The sequence below is a fragment of the Pseudomonas sp. MB-090624 genome (assembly GCF_003205245.1).
GTDB classification, from domain to species: Bacteria; Pseudomonadota; Gammaproteobacteria; order Pseudomonadales; family Pseudomonadaceae; genus Aquipseudomonas; species Aquipseudomonas juntendi.
The window spans coordinates 1-16,827 of sequence record NZ_QJRK01000077.1 but is presented as its reverse complement, the minus strand read 5'-3'; the positions used below and the strand labels follow the sequence as shown (position 1 = coordinate 16,827).

The window sequence follows — 16,827 nt, the reverse complement described above, 5'->3', positions numbered from 1 at the left end:
TCTTGCTGGAATTAGCGAAGGAAACATGCACCAGCAGTAGGTGAAGCATCAACCAGATAATCCGATGAGATGCCGGTCTGTCTCACTCTCATGCAAAGGTAAGATCAACCATTTAATCCGCTTACCCTTACTAACGAGGTCACCAGTATCCACGGGCTGAAAGAGCTCTCAGAACTGGAGATTTAGTCGGTCGGCAGGCCAGCGCTCAAGCGCTGACCTGGGCCGCATAACCAAGCTCCTGGATCAGCTCGCGGATCGATTCGGCACTTTCTGTGCTCTCTACAGTGACCTTGCCGGCTGCCCGATCCACCTCTACGCGTGCGTCCTGATCCAGCGTCTGGATGGCCTTCGTGATTTTGCTGACGCAACTGCCACAACCCATACCCGAAACATTCAGGCTGAACATCTCTCTCACCTCATTTCGTCCGCGGCTCAAGTTACCGCACAGACAGTATCGACCTTGACACGATGGCAAGGTCAAGTGCGCAAACGCAACAATAAGGCTCAGCCGTTGTTCACAGGCATCAGGATGGGGTTCGATGAACACACCACTACGTGCCTTGCGCCCCTCGTCAGGGCGACATACAGATTCGGAGCGGTCATAAGTTCAGGATGCAGAACAACCGAGACATCCGCCTCGAGCCCCTTGAGAAGTAATGTGCTGCCTACCGAGCGTCTTGCGATGGGGCGGGCAAGGTGTCGATTGCGTTCTCGCGCTTGAATGGCTGCACTCAGAAAGTCGGCTGTACCTCCCGCCACAGCTTGCATAGCGGACCGGCAGCAGTGCAGAACTTCCGGTCGGTACACCGGGGGCGTGCCGAGATAAGCCAAAAATTAGGACATTCGTTCTGTAAGTAACTGTTTTTAAGGGAACTGCTCATGTGCTGCGGAAGGACGGTCGAGAATAGAGGGTGGCCACTTGGGATTCTAACCAGCCCTGCTTACAAACCTTGGCTACGGTTTGCGTCGTAATAACGAGCCAGCCGCATTCTCCTCGAAAGCTCCAGCTTCCTCGATATAGCCGTGTACGGTGCCATCGTGCCGCCAGCCACCCTGTCGTTTGATCTCAAGGAAATCCGCCCCAGCCCGATGCGCACTGGTAGCCAGTCCCCGACGCAGACTGTGGCTGCTCAGTTCGGGCACATACAACAGCCCTGCGGCTTCGGCACGTGCCGTCAGGATGGTATTCACGCTGCCCTCGTGCAGTGCCACCTCGCCGAGTACGCCCCAGCGGCTGATGCGCCGGAACAGTGGCCCCTGAACGATCTGAGCCGCGTCCAACCACCGGCGTAGCGCTGTCGCGGGGCAGCAGATGCTGTCGCCGTATGGGATCGCCTTGTCGAGTCCCTCGCCCTCCTGATCGGTCTTGGAACGGGGCAGCGTGATCCGTAGACCTTCCTGCTCCCACTCGAGGTATTGCATCTCCAGCGTGACCAATTCGCTGCGCCGGAACGCACCAAAATACCCGACCTGGAGCAGTGCACTGTCCCGCAGTGTCGCCAGTCCGTCGAGCGTGTTCAGGTGCACCACGATGCGTTCGAGATCCTCTAGGACCAGGGCCTTGGCTTTTTGTCGAGGCCGCCCGTTCACCCGCTCAATACCGCGCAAGGTTTTGCCCACGGTGGCGCTGGCGGTAGGGTCAGGAAAACCCTGATAACGGTGCCATTGCGACAGCGCCGTGAGGCGCAGGGCCAGGGTGCGCGGGTTCAATACTTCCGCAAAAGACAATAGATAACGAATCAGCGCGGCTTCATCGCACGGCAGCACGCCGCCCCAGGCGAGAAAGTGGCGAATGGCCGAGCGGTAGGTGCGCCGGGTGTTGTCGGTTGTCGCGGCGGCGAGAAAACGCTGATGTTGCTCAGCCAATTGTTCGGGGGTGGTGAGCGTACCGGGGGTACGCGCAAGTACTGTCGGCTCTTCGTGCCGCCTGGTGGGGAGGTTTTCGTCATTATTGCCGGCTGTCATCACGAAGCGCCTGTTTAGGCCATGTGTACCGCAGATTATAGACACAACCCTCGATCGCGATGACTTAACTCACGATAACCGCGCTTATCGTGGGTCAACTGACGGTCTCAGTCGGCTGAACTATTCTGTACTTAAATCGAGGTATTACGTTTTCCATAATACGGTACGAAAAAATCCGAGGTGTTCATGGCCCGTTCCGGCGTCCTCTACCTGCATGTTGCCCAGGCGGCCACCCAACTGGTGGCTGCGGGCCACAACCCCACCATTGACAGCATCCGCGTCGCCCTGGGTGGGACGGGCAGCAAAAGCACGATTGCTCCGTTGTTAAAGCGTTGGAAAGCCGCGCATCCCGGCACGCTGGCCCAGGCCGAACTGGGATTGCCCGCGGAGCTGGTCCTGGCGCTGAAAGGACTGTACGAAAAAGTTCAGGCGGAGGCGGCCGTCCAACTCCAGCAGGCCGTAGCGGCTCACCAGGCAGAGGCCGACGCGTTGCAGGAACAGTTGCAGCAGGCATTCGTCGAGCGCGACGCGCAACTCAGCGTTCAGGAGCAGCAGGCCCAGGCACTTGCCGTAGCCACTACGCGCAGCCAGGGGCTGGCTGACACCCTGCAGCGTCAGGAGATCGCCCTGGCCAGCCTGGGCAGTGAAAAGACCGGGCTCGAACAACGTCTGGCTGACCACGCCGCCGAGGCGGCCGCACTGACCCGGCAACTGCAACAAGCGCGGGAGCAGTTTGAGCACTACCAGGCATCGGTCGCGCAACAACGCAGCGACGAGCGCCAGGCCACTGAGCAACGCCAGCAGCGCCTGGAACACGAATTGGCAGCGCTCCGGCAGCGTCTGCTCGCGCAGCAAACCCGCCTGGGCGAACTGCAGGCGCAGGAACAACGCCTGGTGCAGGACCATGATCGTCTAGAGAGCACCCTGCTCACGACGCAAGCGACGCTCGCGCAGAGTCAGATTGCGCATGAACACGTCTTACTTCAATTCACCGACTTGCAACAGTCGCATCAGGCACTGGAGCAGCGCCATGGCCAAGGTGAGCAGCGTTTGGCTGAGACGCGGACTTACCTGGCCGTCAATGAACGGGAGCGAAGCCTGCTGGCGGAACGCTTAAGCCAAACTGAAAGCCAATTGAGCCAGTTGGCCACAGAAAAGCAGCTTCTCGTGCAAGACAACGCGGTGCTGTCAAGCCAGCTCGCAGAGTCCAGAGCGATGAAGCCGAAGACTTGTTGACCGAAAAAGGCGCCTACCTCAGGCGCCTGAAACCATCCTCCAAACCAAAGGAGCCAAACAGGAGGACAGTGGAGCAATCAACTCTTCAATACACAGCCTGGCTGGAAACCAAGGTCGTAGATGAGGAGAGTCGCCATGCGTAACGCCATTACCTACACCGTCCTTGCTACCTTCATAGCCCTTGGAACTGTTGCCACGGGATTTGCCGAACAGGCCAAAGCCCCCGCCCAAAGCAGTGCCGAGACAAATAAGGGTGAGGACATGCACATGATGGACGGCAACCATATGCCGATGATGGACATGCAGGAAATGTCCAAGATGATGAAAAACTGCAATACAATGATGGAGAACATGAACCAACACATTGGAATGGAGTCCCCGAAGGGCGATAGCAAGGCACAATAGCGATCTGGTTCACGTCGGCCGTCTCCGTCCCTCGCCGGTGTGCGCCCCGACACGGAGGCCGACCTTGCCGCTCCAGATATCGTTCTCAAAACTGCCGAGGAGCTGCTTCCCCTCATCGACGGCCTTGTAGTAATTCAAACCACCGACCAAGGCGACATCATCTGCAAGCGGGTAGCTCCAGGTAGTGCCGGTATAGTATTGGTTTCAGGCATCCTTGAGACAACTGGTGTAAAGGCTGAAGCCAAGGTTGTCGTTGGGTGTGTAATCACCGCCGACTATCCACGGAGAGCCGACTTCGCCTGCGTAGAAGGTTGCAAAATCATCCCGCATGCTGCTGGAGCTGGGTTGGCTCATCGCGTGCAGGCGTCCGCCCTGTAGCACCAAGCCCTCGACACTGGTGTTGTATGCGGTGACGCCGCGGAAGCTTTCCGGAAGCAGTCGCGAATCGCCGTACTGCACGACAGGCGTGACAGGGAAGACATCGCCTACTTTGATTTCAGTGTCCAGGAAACGGGTCTTTACGGCGCCGCCGAGCTTGGAGTAATTGTCCTCGGCCTGGCCGAGCCCGACTCGAATCGGCCTATGACTCCGTGGGCCCATTCTTCCGAGTAGCCATTTCCTGTACTGCTGGACTGGCCTTTGCGAAAATCACGGTTGAAGTAGAAATTTCGATTGAGGATGCTCAGGCTGCTGCCTTCGATGAATCCCTCGCCTTTTTCCTCGGCGGCCATTGCAGCCTGCGCAGCGCTGATGCTCAAGACGATCTGAGAAAGTCCCAACAGGGCCTTGTTGTTCATAAACGCTCTTGATGTTTTGGCAGATTTTTCATTGTGCGGTTGTGTATATGCCGAAGCGCGCCGGGCATAGCCGGGTGCGCTTCTTACATACTTCCACATGCAAAATAACGTCAGGGTGACGTGAAAATTACTTTTCCGTCAGCAACACGTCAACAATGCTCAGTGCTGGCTCCTGCAGTCCGTTCCTGATACGCGGTACTCCAGAATATGCAGGTTTCCGCTCGAATCCTCGTAGGTCATTTGCGCAGGCATCACATCGCAGTTGCCATTGGTCGACGTGACGTGAATGACCTTGGCGATGTCGAGCTTCATGCCATAGCGGTAGTGAGTGACTTCTGGCGGGTTCTTGCCTTGGGCGCTAGCGTATTCGCGCATGGATTGCTCGTTGGCCTGGATCATCTTACCGTACAGGCGATCGGAACTGCCATCGGCCCATACGGTGGATGACAGCAGAGTCGCACTCACTATCAGCAGCAGTCTTAGGTGTTTCATAACGGCGATCTCCTCTCGGGTTTTCGATCCACGATTCAACTCTACCTCCGTAGTTAAGTACGGAATCAAGGAGGGAGGAGATGAAGGTCCTGGTTTATGGCGCCGAGATAAGATGGTAGGGCTTAAGTACACTTTCGTCGGGTAACAGCAGCGCATTACTGCGCCACCGCCCCCAAAGAACCGGGCATGAGAGTCGCGCCTCATCCGGCTCAAGTCTTTCGTCAGCACCATGGTCTAGTACCGGGCAATCAATCCACGTCTATCGCAGCTCGACGTTGGGCAAAGTAAGACGACCACGCAGGATCACAGGGATTGGCCAAGTTACGTAGTGCCGTTTCTCGATCCGGCTTAGGTATGTGCGCCACGTAATCACGCTTGATCGTCTTCACGAAGCTCTCGGCCATGCCGTTGCTCTGCGGGCTGCGAACTGGGGGGTCACCGGCTGCAAGCCGATCTGTCGAGCAAACAGGCACGTCTGGTCGGCGGTGTACGCCGAGCCGTTATCGCTTAGCCATTGCACCGGCGTGGCGGGCAGTTGATCACCGAAGCGCCTCTCCACGCTTTCCAGCATCAAGTCGCGGATATCATCGCCGCTGTACCCGGTCGGGCTCGCGACCTAGCCGATGGCCTCGCGATCACAGCAGTCCAGGGCGAAGGTTACGCTCAATTTGGCTCCGTCCTCGCAGCGGAACTCAAAGCCGTCCGAGCACCAACGCGTATCGCTGGTTTGCACCGCAATACGGCCTTCGTGCCGACGCGGCACGCCGGGCTGTTTTCGTAGACAGATTCAGCAGCGGTTGCAGGTGCTCGCCGCACTGGATCACCCAGCGCGCCAGGGTTTGGCGGGGGATATCGACGCCGTGACGACCGAGGATTTTTTTGAAGCGGTGCAGCGGCAGACCATCGACGTATTTGGTGATCAACAGCATCGCCAGGACGCTAGGACTGGCCATGCTCTTTTCGATCAGTTGAGCCGGTTTGTCGGCGGTGACCGGTGCGGCTTCACAGCCGCGGCAGCCGTAGACCTTGTCCGCTGGTTCCCTTCACAACCACTGGCCAACGCAGAGCGTTTTACCCATGCAGCGAAACGATTAGCGGACAGGAAACGGTCCCGTGGCTCGCACAACAGTCGTGAACCAGTTGCACCAAAACAGACTCGATCCGTCGCAGATCCGCGAGCTTGCCACGCACATCCCCAAGCTTCTGCTCGGCGAGCACGCGCGCTTCATCACAGTGAGCGCCGTCATCGAGCCTCAACAGCCCGGCCACTTCTTCGAGGCTAAAGCCCAGCCGTTGCGCGGACTTTACGAATTTCACCCGGGCGACATCGGGGGTTGGGGAGCAATGGAACTGAAAACCAACGTAAGCCGAATTAGAGTTCGTTTTACTCGTCAGCGACTGCGAATTAACGAACTTTGATTCGTGAGAAAGGTTTATTGCACTGATTTTCGGGTGTTGGTGACCTTTCCTCGCGATAGCGGAAACGGTTTCATAAAACGGTCGTTTTTCGAAACTATCCAGACGTTGCAAGGGTTTGCGGGGCAGCGACTGAGCTTAAGTGCACTTTCTGTTCCGTTGCTCCCCCAACCCCTATTTCCAGCAGCGAGGTGATGAATTCGTTTTGCTGTTGTGCGGCGGCGACAAAAGCAGCCAAAGCCGTGATATTGAAGCGGCTAAAAAACTCGCCAGCGAGTGGAGGTCAGAATGAGCGAAAAAATTTACGACTACGACCCAGCAGCAGCCCTAGACGGCCCTGAAGCAATCGCCGTCTTCATGGCGGAGCCCTGCCATTTCCTCTCAGCGCCATAATCCAGGACCTTCATCTCCTCTCTCCTTGATTCCGTACTTAACTACGGAGGTAGAGTTGAATCGTGGATCGAAAACCCGAGAGGAGATCGCCGTTATGAAACACCTAAGACTGCTGCTGGTAGTGGGTGCGACTCTGCTGTCATCCACCGTATGGGCCGAGGGCGGGAGCGACCGAGCGATTGAGCGAATTGCTGCACGCGAGAGGGCTGAAGCGACCCTGGTGGCGGAAACCGTCAAGGAGATTAAGCAACTGGGCCCCACGGCGGCAGGCCGTAGCGAAGCGCAGCCCGCCTGTCCGCCTGCAAAGTAGAGCCTGTGCTACTCGACCAGATGCAACGTGAGCCCACTCTGCTGAGGCGCGAGGGCAAATAGCAATACCAAACTGTGCCCTTTGCAAGTGCTCCTTTGGCCATTCAGCGGCGCTCATTGAGCGCCGCTTTTTTCTAAGCGCAAGCCGACCAACAGGGGCGCCTTACGCAACGGGAAATCCTCGGTTAACGCCCGAGTTGTCCCCATGCAGCGAAACGATCAGCGGACAGGAAACAGTCCCGTGGCTCGCACAACAGTCGTGAACCAGTTGCTCCAAAACTGACTCGATCCGTCGCAGATCCGCGAGCTTGCCACGCACATCCCCAAGCTTCTGCTCGGCGAGCACACGCGCTTCATCGCAGTGAGCACCGTCATCCAGCCTCAACAGCCCGGCCACTTCATCGAGGCTAAAGCCCAGCCGTTGCGCGGATTTAACGAATTTCACCCGGGCGACATCCGCCTCACCGTAACGGCGAATGCTGCCGTAGGGCTTGTCCGGTTCGGGTAACAGCGCCTTGCGTTGATAGAACCGGATGGTTTCCACGTTGACCCCGGCCGCCTTGGCGAAAGCGCCAATGGTCAGGCTTTCCAAATTGTTTTTCATACCGCTTGATTCCGTACATGACTACGGGACTAACCTTAAACCATCGATCAAATGCTCGAAAGGAGAAATGCATGTCTGAACCATCAAACGGGCGCGCCCCTCTTGTCGCCGGGGGGCTTGCGGCGATTCTCGCCTCGGCTTGCTGTCTCGGGCCGCTGATTCTGATCGCACTGGGATTCAGCGGGGCCTGGATCGGTAACCTGACCGTGCTGGAACCGTACCGCCCGCTCTTCATCGGCGCGGCACTGGTGGCGCTGTTCTTCGCCTACCGGCGCATTTTCCGCCCCGCTCAAGCCTGCGCACCGGGCGAGGTCTGCGCCATCCCTCAGGTACGTACCTCCTACAAGCTGCTGTACTGGCTGGTGGCGGCCTTGGTGCTGGTCGCGCTCGGCTTCCCCTACATCCTTCCCTTGTTCTACTGATCAGGAGTTCACCATGAGAAAACTGCTCGCATCCTTAGCCCTCGCCAGCCTGGTCGCCACACCCGTCTGGGCGGCCACGCAGACCGTCACCCTGGCGGTGCCGGGCATGACCTGCGCCGCCTGCCCGATTACGGTGAAGACGGCGTTGACCAAGGTCGATGGCGTGACCAAGGCTGAGGTGAGTTTCGAGAACCGCGAGGCCATCGTCACCTTCGACGATACCAAGACCAATGCCCTGGCGCTGACTAAGGCGACCGAGGACGCTGGCTATCCGTCCAGCGTCAAACAATAGGAGGGACTTCCGATGGCAAATCCTCTCAATCTGTTCACGCGGATCGGTGACAAAGCCGGCTCCGTCGGCGTGCTGATTTCTGCCATAGGCTGCGCCATGTGCTTTCCCGCCCTTGCTAGTCTGGGGGCCGCGTTCGGTCTGGGCTTTTTGAGCCAGTGGGAAGGCCTGTTCATCACCACGCTGCTGCCTCTGTTTGCTGGACTGGCTCTGCTCGTCAATGCCCTCGGCTGGCTCAATCATCGGCAGTGGCGACGGACTGCGCTCGGCCTGATCGGTCCTACCCTGGTACTGGCAGCGGTATTTTTTATGCGGGCTTATGGCTGGCGGAGCGGTTGGCTGCTCTATATCGGCCTGGCCCTCATGTTTGGGGTGTCGATATGGGATCTCGTGTCGCCCGCTCATCGCCGTTGTGGGCCGGATGCCTGTCCGACGCCGCCAAACCAGTGAACCTGACAAGAGACGATCTAATGAGTAACGAAATGACCGAACTGAAAATCATTGGTATGACCTGCGCCTCCTGTGTCGTGCATGTGAAAGAGGCCTTGGAGAAGATTCCGGGCGTGCATCGGGCGGATGTTTCCTACGCCAGCGGGAAGGCCGAACTGAAGGTCGACGAGGGCGCAAGCCGTGAGCAGATGCAGGCCGCTGTCGAGGCCCTGGGGTATCGAGCGGCGTTCGAAGACGCCATGGTACAAGCCCGTCCTGGCCTGCTCGATAAGGCACGGGGTTGGTTGAGCAGCACTGACGCCGGGAAAGAGGGCGACAAGCTCCACGTCGCGGTCATCGGCAGTGGTGGCGCCGCCATGGCGGCCGCGCTCAAGGCGGTGGAAGGCGGTGCCCGCGTCACCCTGATCGAGCGCGGCATCATCGGCGGCACCTGCGTCAACGTGGGCTGCGTGCCCTCCAAGATCATGATTCGTGCCGCGCATGTGGCCCATCTGCGCCGCGAGAGCCCGTTCGACGCCGGGCTTTCCGCCATGACGCCGACCGTCCTACGCGAACGTCTGCTCGCGCAGCAACAAGACCGTGTCGCCGAACTGCGCCACGCCAAGTACGAAAGCATCCTGGAGAGCACGCCGGCGATCAGCGTGCTGCGCGGCACCGCCCGTTTCCAGGACGGCCACACGCTCAGCGTGAAACTGGCCGAGGGTGGCGAGCACATCGTAGCCTTCGACCGCTGCCTGGTCGCCACCGGCGCAAGCGCGGCCGTTCCACCGATTCCAGGACTGAAAGACACGCCGTACTGGACCTCAGACCAGGCACTGGCGAGCGATACAATCCCTAAGCGGCTCGCCGTGATCGGCGCCTCCGTAGTGGCAGTGGAACTGGCGCAGGCCTTCGCCCGGCTGGGTAGCGAGGTCACGATCCTGGCACGCAGTGCGATGTTCTTCCACGAAGACCCGGCCATCGGCGCGGCGGTGACGGAGGCCTTCCGTATGGAGGGCATCGAAGTGCTGGAGCAAACGCAAGCCAGCCAGGTGTCCCACGCCAACGGCGAGTTCGTACTGGCCACCAACCATGGTGAGTTACGTGCCGACCAACTGCTCGTCGCCACCGGCCGCACGCCCAATACCCAGGGCCTGAACCTGGAAGCGGCCGACGTGCAGCTGGACGAGCGCGGCGGCATCCAGATCGACGAGCGCATGCGCACCAGCGCAGCGGATATCTATGCGGCCGGCGACTGCACCGACCAACCGCAGTTCGTCTACGTCGCGGCAGCGGCTGGCACCCGCGCGGCAATCAACATGACCGGCGGCGAGGCCAAGCTCAATCTCGACGTCATGCCGGCCGTGGTGTTCACCGATCCGCAAGTGGCCACCGTCGGCTACAGCGAAGCCGAAGCGCAGCACGCCGGGATCGAAACCGACAGCCGCACCTTGACCCTGGACAACGTGCCGCGCGCGTTGGCCAACTTCGACACGCGGGGTTTCATCAAGTTGGTTGCCGAAGCGGGCTCCGGCCGACTGCTGGGAGTGCAGGCTGTGGCCCCGGAAGCAGGAGAACTGATCCAGACGGCGGTACTCGCCATCCGCAACCGTATGACCGTGCAGGAATTGGCTGACCAGTTGTTCCCCTACCTGACGATGGTCGAGGGACTGAAACTCGCCGCACAGACCTTTAACAAAGACGTCAAACAATTGTCCTGCTGCGCAGGGTAATGAGAGAGGGAGGTTGAAACATGAGCAACACGGCAGACGATCTCGGTAGGTGCGACAGCCTACGCAAGACATGGCAGTTGGTCAGCTTCTGGGGCCTGCCTGCCGTCGTGGCGACGATAGCGATTGTTCTGTCTAATCGACGCCCCGCGTTGTTCCTGGCAGCAGGCGCCGCGCTGGCCGTGATGGGCGGCGCCTGCCTGGTCAACGCCACGCGTTGTCGCCGCCTTCACTGCTACATAACGGGGCCTCACTTCCTGTTGCTCGCAGTTGGTGCGCTATTGGCTTATGTGTTTGACCAAAACGGCGAGCATCTCTCCAGGTTGTGGCTGCTACTGGCTCTGGGAGCTGCACCGTTGCTCATCTGGCTACCTGAGCGCCTAGCCGGAAGGAAATATCTGAGCGCCCCAGTTTGCGGTGAAGGTCGGGAGTGTCGGCGATGAATGCCTACTCCATATCCAGATTGGCCGAGGACGCGGGCGTCAGTGTCCATATAGTCCGAGATTATATGCTGCGCGGCTTGCTGCACCCCGCGCGGCGCACGGAAAGCGGTTACGGCATTTTCGATGAGCGGTCCCTGGCGCGGCTGTGCTTCGTACGTGCCGCCTTTGAGTCCGGTATCGGGCTCGACGAATTGGCGCGGCTCTGTCGAGCGCTCGATGCAGACGATAGTACCGATGTGATCGGGTGTATCGACCGCTTGCTTGGGCAAATCGCGACCCGGCTGGCAGCTTTAGACGCAGTGAAAACGGAGTTGGCCGGGCTGACTCATCGTGCCATCGAAGGTCACACCCATGCGTAATACCAACCAATCCGAATCAATCAAGATGCCCCGCTGGCACGCCTACACGTGGGGTGTGCTCGCCGCGCTCACTTGCCCCTGCCATCTGCCGGTGCTGGCATTACTGCTCTCGGGGACTGCGGCCGGGGCCTTCGTCAGCGAGCATTGGAGCCTCGCGACGCTCGTGCTGACGGTTCTCTTCGTCCTCTTCCTGAGAGCGGCTCTACGGGCCTTTCGGAAGCGGGCGTGACCCGCTCGGAGCACGGCGCGGTCTCCGCTGCCGAGTTGCGGCAGGCTTGGGAGCGTTGGGAATTGTTGCTGCACTGCCAGCCGCAGGTCGATCTGCGCGCAGGTTCGATCGCAGGTGTGGAAGAGTTACTAGGTTTTCTTGGACGATGGAGAAACCCCATCATGAACGCAAACGACACCCCCACTATCAGTTGCTGCGAATGTTGCAAGGAAATTTCCCTTGACGCCGCACTGACGCCGGAAGGTACCGAGTACGTCGTGCACTTCTGTGGCCTTGAATGCTATCAGCGCTTCATATCGCGCGCGGATAAGAGAGCGGCATCCGAGCCTGATCACCCCTGCACACCAGAGGTCAGTACCCGTCACGACGACTAATCTTTGCCTCTGGAAAGTGGCTCTGGTTTTTTTTAGAAAGCGTGAGTCCATTGAGATTTAATGCAAGTCCGCTCGTGGCTAATGTAAGCCCGAAGGCTTCGTCAGTAGTTTTATCTAGGCCGATGCCCGGGAGGATGGCAGCGTGCCTACAGGGCGTCAAAACCGGCTACCCAGAGTCAAATTCACCCCACAGTACAGCGATGCTATAGAGTTACTCGTCAGTCCTGCAGCATCAGTTTTACTCTGCACCTCCATTGTATTCAGTCTGCCGGCAGCCCATTTGCACGAATAGTCTAGTCCTGATAGTCAGGAGCAAGCGCTGCCAAAGGAGCAACGTGTTTAGAACCCGCCTGCAAGCATGAACATAAAGCAGAAATATCCTCTTGAAGGGCCATCGCCTGCGCCCAAATACTGTCGACATCACTGGTAGCCACAGTGAGGGGGAAACCTTCCAGTACCGTCATGGCCATGCCATGCAGGCGTAGGAAGTCTTCTCGAATGCTGCCGACCCCTCCGATTTCAGCAAGGCAGGCATCCAGCCGGTCGACCAAGTTGAGCAACTGAGCGGTGTCGTAGCTTGCACGCAGAGAGTCGAGTACCTTGGTATCGACGTCCCCATAAGGTGTCACGCGGAACGAAGCTGGCGGGATATGCATCAGTTCGTCACCTCAACGTTGCTGTCAGACATCTGTTTCGCACGCATTGATCCCGCAGCCTGCTGGAAAATGGAATCCTTGATCCAGGGTTCCGGTGGGCGTTTGAGTTTCAGGTTGAACTCCCCAAAACGTTTGACATTGCTGGTTAGGTAGGGGCTGAGAAACGATACGTCGTCGTCAGTGAACTGCCAGCCATCACGGGCGAGCTTCTGCAGGATGCGCATCATGTCCACGGTGTTCTGCAGGATCACCGACGAGGCCACCATGTCGTTGTAGCGCAGGCGTTTCTGTTGCTCGTCCGGATCGTTTTCGGCGATCACGTCACCGCCAAAGGACAGCCACTTAGAGAAGCCGTTGTAGGACTCGATCTTATTGGTGTTGGCGGTGACTTCCTGGCGCAACTCGCGGCTGCCGATCCAGTTGAGTAGGAAGATCGTCCGGATCACGCTGCCCAGCGCTTGCGCGGCATGATAGAGCTTGTTGCGCCGACTGTAGGAGCCAAGTTTGCGCAGCAGCATAGGTGAGGAAATCTTGCCGGCCTGGATTGACAACGCGACCTGCATCAGATCCTGCCAGTGGGTTTCGATCAGGTGCCAGTCGGCGGTGTCGGTGAACAGACGGTTGATGTGTTTATACGAAACGCCGCGATCTGGCCGGCACATCACCAGGTCGCGCCAGTTGCGGATACGCGGCATCAGATTGATGCCCAGCAGATGAGTGAAGGCGAACACCGTGGCCGACTGGCCCTGGGTGTCAGAGTACACCGTATCGGGTTCGACGCTGAGGTCGACCTTGAGCAACCCCTCAATCACATAGATTGCCTCCCAGATACCAGGCGGGATGAAGTGCTGGAACACCGCGATGTAGTTATTGGCCACGTGTCGGTACGCCACGGCCCCCATCTTGCGATAGCGGAAGTGGTAGCCGGCCAGCAGATTGTCGTCATAGAAGTCGAACTGCGTACCGTCCGCGGCCACCGCCTTGCCATCGCCCCAGAGCTTGGGCAGGTCAAGTTGCAGATAGAGTTCCACCAGCTCGCGGTTAGCCTTGTCTAACTTCTCAAGCGAGAGATGGCGGCGATTCGTATAGGACAGCATGTGCGGCGTGACATTACCGGCCAGATGCCGTGCGGCCTGGTTGGGGCCAAGGTTGCAGCCCATGGCGAAGATCGTCATCAGGTAGCGCTCGGCCGGTTCTTTGAGCTTTGGCTCGTTGCCGGACATCGGCCCGAAATGCCGAGTGAACTGAATCCAATGCTCAATGTTGGCCATGATGTCGAGCACGTGCCTGGCCGGCATGCGCTGCATAAGCGCCGTCTGTAGCGAGATGGCCGAAGGCGGGATGTCCCGCGCTATCACTCGGCGTAGCACCGGTTCGCCGGCTTCATTGATCGATACGTCACCTCGGCAAGAAGGGAATTTTTCATCCAGATGCTGCGCGGTTTCCTCCAGCTGAATCTTGAGGGAGGCGACAAACTCCTTCGCCGTGCCAGGCAGCCCCACCTTTTCGCAGTAGGCCGGTAGACGATGGAAACATTCTTCCCAGGGCAGCAACTGCTTACGGTAGTCGGCGAAAGATTCCGACCCCAGCACGCACATATCACCCGAGCGCAGCTCACTGGCCAGGTAAGAGAACACGCAGACTTCCAGATAGCGCCGGTTGGTAGGTGGCCCTTCACTGGCAGGACGACGCACGACCTTAACCCAGCGCTCCGACGCAAACGACAAGTCGACATGCTCGTCGATCCACTCGCGGTGTAGATTTTCGCTGTCCTGGATGAGCTGAAGCGCCTGGATAAGTGAGCGATCCTGAGTCGTGGGTTCCAGTTGAAGAAGGTGGCTCAGACGGAACAACAGCGAGCGATGGGACTTGAAGTGCTTCCAGATCAGCGGCAGGTAGTTGTTACCGCCCGTAGCCTGGACTTCGGCGCAAGTCTCGCGCAACCGATCCAGGTTGCCATCGGGAGAGAGGAATTCCCGGATCAGACTGCCAGCCTCCTGGTCATCCGGTTCCTGAACAAGAATCTGCACCACGCCATCCAGGGTGGCCGCCAGTTGCTCCAGCTTCTGGCGTTGCCGCGCCTGGATTTGCTCCAACTCCTCCTTGGCGCGTTTGTGGATCGTCGAAATCCGTCGGATGAACATCTCGGCCAGGTGATCCCGAGTTCGCACCCGCATCCGATAGATCAAGGCCAGCATCAGTGTGTAGCGTTTCGGCAGCGAGCAGTCCTTCAGCTCGGCGACGTCCGACGCGGCGGCTTGGGTGGCGAAGTGGCGGATCTTAGCATCGACGACCCCCTCAAGAATGGCATCCAGATCTCCGAAGCTCTCTAACCACGCCAGGTGGTCGATCAACACCTCCAGGTGCTTGCGGGAAGGCTTCTTGGGTGCCTGCTTGAGTGCGTTGAAGTCACTCTGCCGACGCCCGAAATCCGTGTCGAGCAGCTCCTTTAGCTTGTAGATCACCTCGATTGGCGCTCGGAGCACGATCAGGTTGAAGGTAACTTCCTGAGCACTCGCCAAAGCGGTTTCTGCGATGTTGTTGAGCGTCGAATAAGCCGGAAGCTCATAGCCACGCTGAATCAGCTCATCAAGCATGGCATTAATGAGATCGACTCGCTGCTCAAGCACTACAGCGCAGTCACGTGCGATTTCCTCAGTGATCGCTAGCCCGTCGCTGCTATAGAAGGGTGTAACCTGCAGGTACTGCCGAACCGCCGCTTGGTGTCGGTAAAGGGTGCGGGGGTTGCTGTAGCGCGGAGCTATTCGTGCGCCGTAGCGAAGGCATTGTCGGACATGACTGATGAGCTCCTGAGGAAGCTCCTCGAACGGAACAAAATAGTGTAGCTGCTGAAACACCTTTAGTTGGATTGCCAGCCCAATCGATAGCGCTGGACTCTTAGCGGTGTTATTGACCCATTCGATCTCTGAATCAGACAGGGAATAGCATCGATGCAGCTCCTTAGCTGGCAACTGACTGGGCAAGAGCCGGTAGGCTGTCCTTTCCACCGAAGCCATTGAGTTCATCCCCCAAGTAAGGCAAAACATCAGCATAGACGGCTAGTCAGGCGGGGGATGACCAGCAATCAAGAACTCAATAAATTTCCTTTTAGTTCAATATCTTGCAGAACGAATGTCCTAATTTTTGCCTTATCTCGGCATAACCCCTACACCCGTGCCCCCGGCTGTTCGGCGAGGGCGTTGAGCACAAGGAGTGCTCGCTGCGGTGTTGGCTCCCCGACGAATGCGACGGCCTCGGCCTCGGCCGGGGTCGGTGGCGTTCGGGCACGTCCTGTGCGCAGAGACTCCACACGCGTTCGCAGGTTTGCTGCACCTACCCCCGTCATCACGCTTGAAGCAAATTCCGCAAGTTGTGCCAGAGCATTGGCACCCTGCAGGTTAAAGTTCCTGGCGAAGTTGACGAGGTCCCTTAGGTCGACGGCTTCGACGGCCATGGCGCCGGGTGTCTGGCTCGTGAGCTGATGGCGACCTTGCACGTTGATGGAGTCCCCGATGATGAGGACGCTGCCCCGAGCGTTGGGTGACTCGGTTCTAGCGGCCACCAGCCGCTGCTGGACTTCGGTCCCGGCGTTGAGCTGCACCCAGCGCACTTCAGCCGGAGCCGTGCGCAGATCCACCGGCTGGCCAGCTTGAAGTTGTTGCCGTATGGCGAGCAGCCACTGCCCGAGGTTCTCAGCGCCGGCCAGTCGCCAGCGCCACGGCGTCCCCAGTTCTCCCGCTGCCGGGAATTGGGGTAGTACCTCGTTCGTCCAATGCACCAGTCGGTTGCCACGGAAGTCGAAGATGGCTTGCATTGGATCACCGAGCACGCAGGTCGGAAGCACCTGGGCTAAACCTGAAACGATAGCGTGCTGGACCACATTGCAGTCTTGGTACTCGTCGACAAGCAACCGCGCGTAGGTGGCACGGAGAGACTGAGCAAGGTGGCCAGCGTGCAGTAACTGCCTGGCAGCCTCTCGAATTGCAGGGTAGTCAGTGTTGGGCTGGTGGAGCTCCAAGATTTGCGGGTTATGGCCGCTTCGCGCCGGGAACTTGGCGATGAGGCGCATCGAGAATCCGTCGATGGTGGATACTCGATAGGCGGAGCTAGGGACGCCGGCGCGTCTCAGGCGTGCCCGTAAGGCCGCAACGCCGTAAGCGTCCGGCGAACTCACCTTGCGTAAGTCAGGCCGGCACCCACTGATGCGGCAGCAACTGTCCGATCTCACTGGCCCGTTGGGTCGGCAGCCGCGTCAGTACATCCTTGAGATAGGCATACG

The 16,827-nt window shown here is 58.9% G+C and carries 18 protein-coding genes and 7 pseudogenes; 12 read left to right on the top strand and 13 right to left on the bottom strand.

Translation table 11 applies throughout. The annotated features are described in order from the left end of the window. Nucleotides 1-205: 205 nt before the first annotated feature. From DMX12_RS27805 to DMX12_RS27795, 3 genes and pseudogenes are all read right to left on the bottom strand, one after another. Nucleotides 206-406, bottom strand: coding sequence for a heavy-metal-associated domain-containing protein (locus DMX12_RS27805; protein ID WP_003139539.1), 201 nt, complete (start codon nt 404-406; stop codon nt 206-208). 98 nt (nt 407-504) lie between these two features. Continuing rightward, a pseudogene (locus DMX12_RS30130) lies at nt 505-807 on the bottom strand (DNA helicase UvrD); the annotation flags it as partial. 147 nt (nt 808-954) lie between these two features. Then, the gene (locus DMX12_RS27795; RefSeq protein WP_077747747.1) at nt 955-1,965 is read right to left on the bottom strand and encodes a tyrosine-type recombinase/integrase; all 1,011 of its coding nucleotides are present in this window, start codon (nt 1,963-1,965) and stop codon (nt 955-957) included. 186 nt (nt 1,966-2,151) lie between these two features. On the opposite strand from DMX12_RS27795, the gene DMX12_RS27790 reads away from it, so the two are divergent. Continuing rightward, nucleotides 2,152-3,201 (top strand): DNA-binding protein, encoded by a 1,050-nt coding sequence (locus DMX12_RS27790; RefSeq protein ID WP_146226875.1) that lies wholly within the window; start codon nt 2,152-2,154, stop codon nt 3,199-3,201. A gap of 135 nt (nt 3,202-3,336) precedes the next feature. Beyond that, nucleotides 3,337-3,606: a hypothetical protein gene (locus DMX12_RS27785; RefSeq protein ID WP_033979952.1), complete on the top strand. Its 270-nt coding sequence runs from the start codon at nt 3,337-3,339 to the stop codon at nt 3,604-3,606. A gap of 36 nt (nt 3,607-3,642) precedes the next feature. Here the strand turns inward: DMX12_RS27785 and DMX12_RS27780 are convergent. The 5 genes and pseudogenes from DMX12_RS27780 to DMX12_RS27765 form a co-directional block, all read right to left on the bottom strand. Then, nucleotides 3,643-4,403: pseudogene (locus tag DMX12_RS27780) on the bottom strand (OprD family outer membrane porin); the annotation flags it as partial. 159 nt (nt 4,404-4,562) lie between these two features. Further along, on the bottom strand, nt 4,563-4,895 hold the full coding sequence (locus tag DMX12_RS27775; protein WP_033979951.1) for a DUF2790 domain-containing protein: 333 nt from the start codon (nt 4,893-4,895) through the stop codon (nt 4,563-4,565). 314 nt (nt 4,896-5,209) lie between these two features. Further along, nucleotides 5,210-5,664 (bottom strand): annotated as a pseudogene (locus DMX12_RS30125) (DDE-type integrase/transposase/recombinase); the annotation flags it as partial. A gap of 13 nt (nt 5,665-5,677) precedes the next feature. Further along, nucleotides 5,678-5,923 (bottom strand): annotated as a pseudogene (locus DMX12_RS27770) (transposase); the annotation flags it as partial. 43 nt (nt 5,924-5,966) lie between these two features. Continuing rightward, a pseudogene (locus DMX12_RS27765) lies at nt 5,967-6,224 on the bottom strand (MerR family DNA-binding protein); the annotation flags it as partial. Nucleotides 6,225-6,486: 262 nt separating this feature from the next. On the opposite strand from DMX12_RS27765, the pseudogene DMX12_RS30120 reads away from it, so the two are divergent. Next, a pseudogene (locus DMX12_RS30120) lies at nt 6,487-6,603 on the top strand (type II toxin-antitoxin system RelE/ParE family toxin); the annotation flags it as partial. A 195-nt stretch (nt 6,604-6,798) separates the two neighbouring features. Beyond that, nucleotides 6,799-7,014, top strand: coding sequence for a co-regulatory protein PtrA N-terminal domain-containing protein (locus DMX12_RS30185; RefSeq protein WP_017849619.1), 216 nt, complete (start codon nt 6,799-6,801; stop codon nt 7,012-7,014). Nucleotides 7,015-7,176: 162 nt separating this feature from the next. Here DMX12_RS30185 and merR read toward each other — a convergent pair whose 3' ends face one another. Beyond that, nucleotides 7,177-7,617, bottom strand: coding sequence for an Hg(II)-responsive transcriptional regulator (gene merR / locus DMX12_RS27750; RefSeq protein ID WP_003131870.1), 441 nt, complete (start codon nt 7,615-7,617; stop codon nt 7,177-7,179). 71 nt (nt 7,618-7,688) lie between these two features. On the opposite strand from merR, the gene merT reads away from it, so the two are divergent. The 8 genes from merT to DMX12_RS27710 all read left to right on the top strand — a co-directional run bounded on the left by merT (nt 7,689) and on the right by DMX12_RS27710 (nt 11,892). After that, complete coding sequence (merT, locus tag DMX12_RS27745; protein ID WP_017849617.1) at nt 7,689-8,039, top strand: mercuric ion transporter MerT; 351 nt, start codon at nt 7,689-7,691, stop codon at nt 8,037-8,039. Between the two features lie 13 nt (nt 8,040-8,052). Further along, entirely contained in the window at nt 8,053-8,331 is a 279-nt protein-coding gene (merP, locus tag DMX12_RS27740; protein WP_003131880.1) for a mercury resistance system periplasmic binding protein MerP, read from the top strand. A 12-nt stretch (nt 8,332-8,343) separates the two neighbouring features. Beyond that, nucleotides 8,344-8,778 (top strand): organomercurial transporter MerC, encoded by a 435-nt coding sequence (gene merC / locus DMX12_RS27735; protein ID WP_003131881.1) that lies wholly within the window; start codon nt 8,344-8,346, stop codon nt 8,776-8,778. 32 nt (nt 8,779-8,810) lie between these two features. Next, nucleotides 8,811-10,490, top strand: coding sequence for a mercury(II) reductase (gene merA / locus DMX12_RS27730; protein WP_031633059.1), 1,680 nt, complete (start codon nt 8,811-8,813; stop codon nt 10,488-10,490). A 20-nt stretch (nt 10,491-10,510) separates the two neighbouring features. Then, nucleotides 10,511-10,930 (top strand): hypothetical protein, encoded by a 420-nt coding sequence (locus tag DMX12_RS27725; protein WP_017849615.1) that lies wholly within the window; start codon nt 10,511-10,513, stop codon nt 10,928-10,930. Beyond that, nucleotides 10,927-11,289, top strand: a complete 363-nt coding sequence (gene merD / locus DMX12_RS27720; RefSeq protein WP_017849614.1) for a mercuric resistance transcriptional repressor MerD — start codon at nt 10,927-10,929, stop codon at nt 11,287-11,289. The genes DMX12_RS27725 and merD overlap by 4 nt, the downstream gene beginning before the upstream one ends. Then, entirely contained in the window at nt 11,282-11,518 is a 237-nt protein-coding gene (merE, locus tag DMX12_RS27715; RefSeq protein ID WP_017849613.1) for a broad-spectrum mercury transporter MerE, read from the top strand. The genes merD and merE overlap by 8 nt, the downstream gene beginning before the upstream one ends. Nucleotides 11,519-11,679: 161 nt before the next feature. Then, entirely contained in the window at nt 11,680-11,892 is a 213-nt protein-coding gene (locus tag DMX12_RS27710; RefSeq protein ID WP_032805095.1) for a DUF3330 domain-containing protein, read from the top strand. A gap of 293 nt (nt 11,893-12,185) precedes the next feature. Here DMX12_RS27710 and tnpC read toward each other — a convergent pair whose 3' ends face one another. The 4 genes and pseudogenes from tnpC to DMX12_RS27690 form a co-directional block, all read right to left on the bottom strand. Next, nucleotides 12,186-12,548: a Tn3 family transposase post-transcriptional regulator TnpC gene (gene tnpC / locus DMX12_RS27705; RefSeq protein WP_017849612.1), complete on the bottom strand. Its 363-nt coding sequence runs from the start codon at nt 12,546-12,548 to the stop codon at nt 12,186-12,188. Continuing rightward, nucleotides 12,548-15,565, bottom strand: coding sequence for a Tn3 family transposase (locus DMX12_RS27700; RefSeq protein WP_046787890.1), 3,018 nt, complete (start codon nt 15,563-15,565; stop codon nt 12,548-12,550). Before DMX12_RS27700 ends, tnpC begins: the two co-directional genes overlap by 1 nt. Before the next feature lie 152 nt (nt 15,566-15,717). Beyond that, nucleotides 15,718-16,701, bottom strand: a pseudogene (locus tag DMX12_RS27695) (UvrD-helicase domain-containing protein); the annotation flags it as partial. 31 nt (nt 16,702-16,732) lie between these two features. After that, nucleotides 16,733-16,827: transposase domain-containing protein (locus DMX12_RS27690; protein ID WP_146226874.1), on the bottom strand; the 95-nt coding region annotated here is incomplete at its 5' end.

Coding starts and splice junctions, on each gene's coding strand:
- DMX12_RS27805 (WP_003139539.1), bottom strand. CDS start 406: ATGTTCAGCCTGAATGTTTCGGGTATGGGTTGTGGCAGTTGCGTCAGC.
- DMX12_RS27795 (WP_077747747.1), bottom strand. CDS start 1,965: ATGACAGCCGGCAATAATGACGAAAACCTCCCCACCAGGCGGCACGAA.
- DMX12_RS27790 (WP_146226875.1), top strand. CDS start 2,152: ATGGCCCGTTCCGGCGTCCTCTACCTGCATGTTGCCCAGGCGGCCACC.
- DMX12_RS27785 (WP_033979952.1), top strand. CDS start 3,337: ATGCGTAACGCCATTACCTACACCGTCCTTGCTACCTTCATAGCCCTT.
- DMX12_RS27775 (WP_033979951.1), bottom strand. CDS start 4,895: ATGAAACACCTAAGACTGCTGCTGATAGTGAGTGCGACTCTGCTGTCA.
- DMX12_RS30185 (WP_017849619.1), top strand. CDS start 6,799: ATGAAACACCTAAGACTGCTGCTGGTAGTGGGTGCGACTCTGCTGTCA.
- merR (WP_003131870.1), bottom strand. CDS start 7,617: ATGAAAAACAATTTGGAAAGCCTGACCATTGGCGCTTTCGCCAAGGCG.
- merT (WP_017849617.1), top strand. CDS start 7,689: ATGTCTGAACCATCAAACGGGCGCGCCCCTCTTGTCGCCGGGGGGCTT.
- merP (WP_003131880.1), top strand. CDS start 8,053: ATGAGAAAACTGCTCGCATCCTTAGCCCTCGCCAGCCTGGTCGCCACA.
- merC (WP_003131881.1), top strand. CDS start 8,344: ATGGCAAATCCTCTCAATCTGTTCACGCGGATCGGTGACAAAGCCGGC.
- merA (WP_031633059.1), top strand. CDS start 8,811: ATGACCGAACTGAAAATCATTGGTATGACCTGCGCCTCCTGTGTCGTG.
- DMX12_RS27725 (WP_017849615.1), top strand. CDS start 10,511: ATGAGCAACACGGCAGACGATCTCGGTAGGTGCGACAGCCTACGCAAG.
- merD (WP_017849614.1), top strand. CDS start 10,927: ATGAATGCCTACTCCATATCCAGATTGGCCGAGGACGCGGGCGTCAGT.
- merE (WP_017849613.1), top strand. CDS start 11,282: ATGCGTAATACCAACCAATCCGAATCAATCAAGATGCCCCGCTGGCAC.
- DMX12_RS27710 (WP_032805095.1), top strand. CDS start 11,680: ATGAACGCAAACGACACCCCCACTATCAGTTGCTGCGAATGTTGCAAG.
- tnpC (WP_017849612.1), bottom strand. CDS start 12,548: ATGCATATCCCGCCAGCTTCGTTCCGCGTGACACCTTATGGGGACGTC.
- DMX12_RS27700 (WP_046787890.1), bottom strand. CDS start 15,565: ATGGCTTCGGTGGAAAGGACAGCCTACCGGCTCTTGCCCAGTCAGTTG.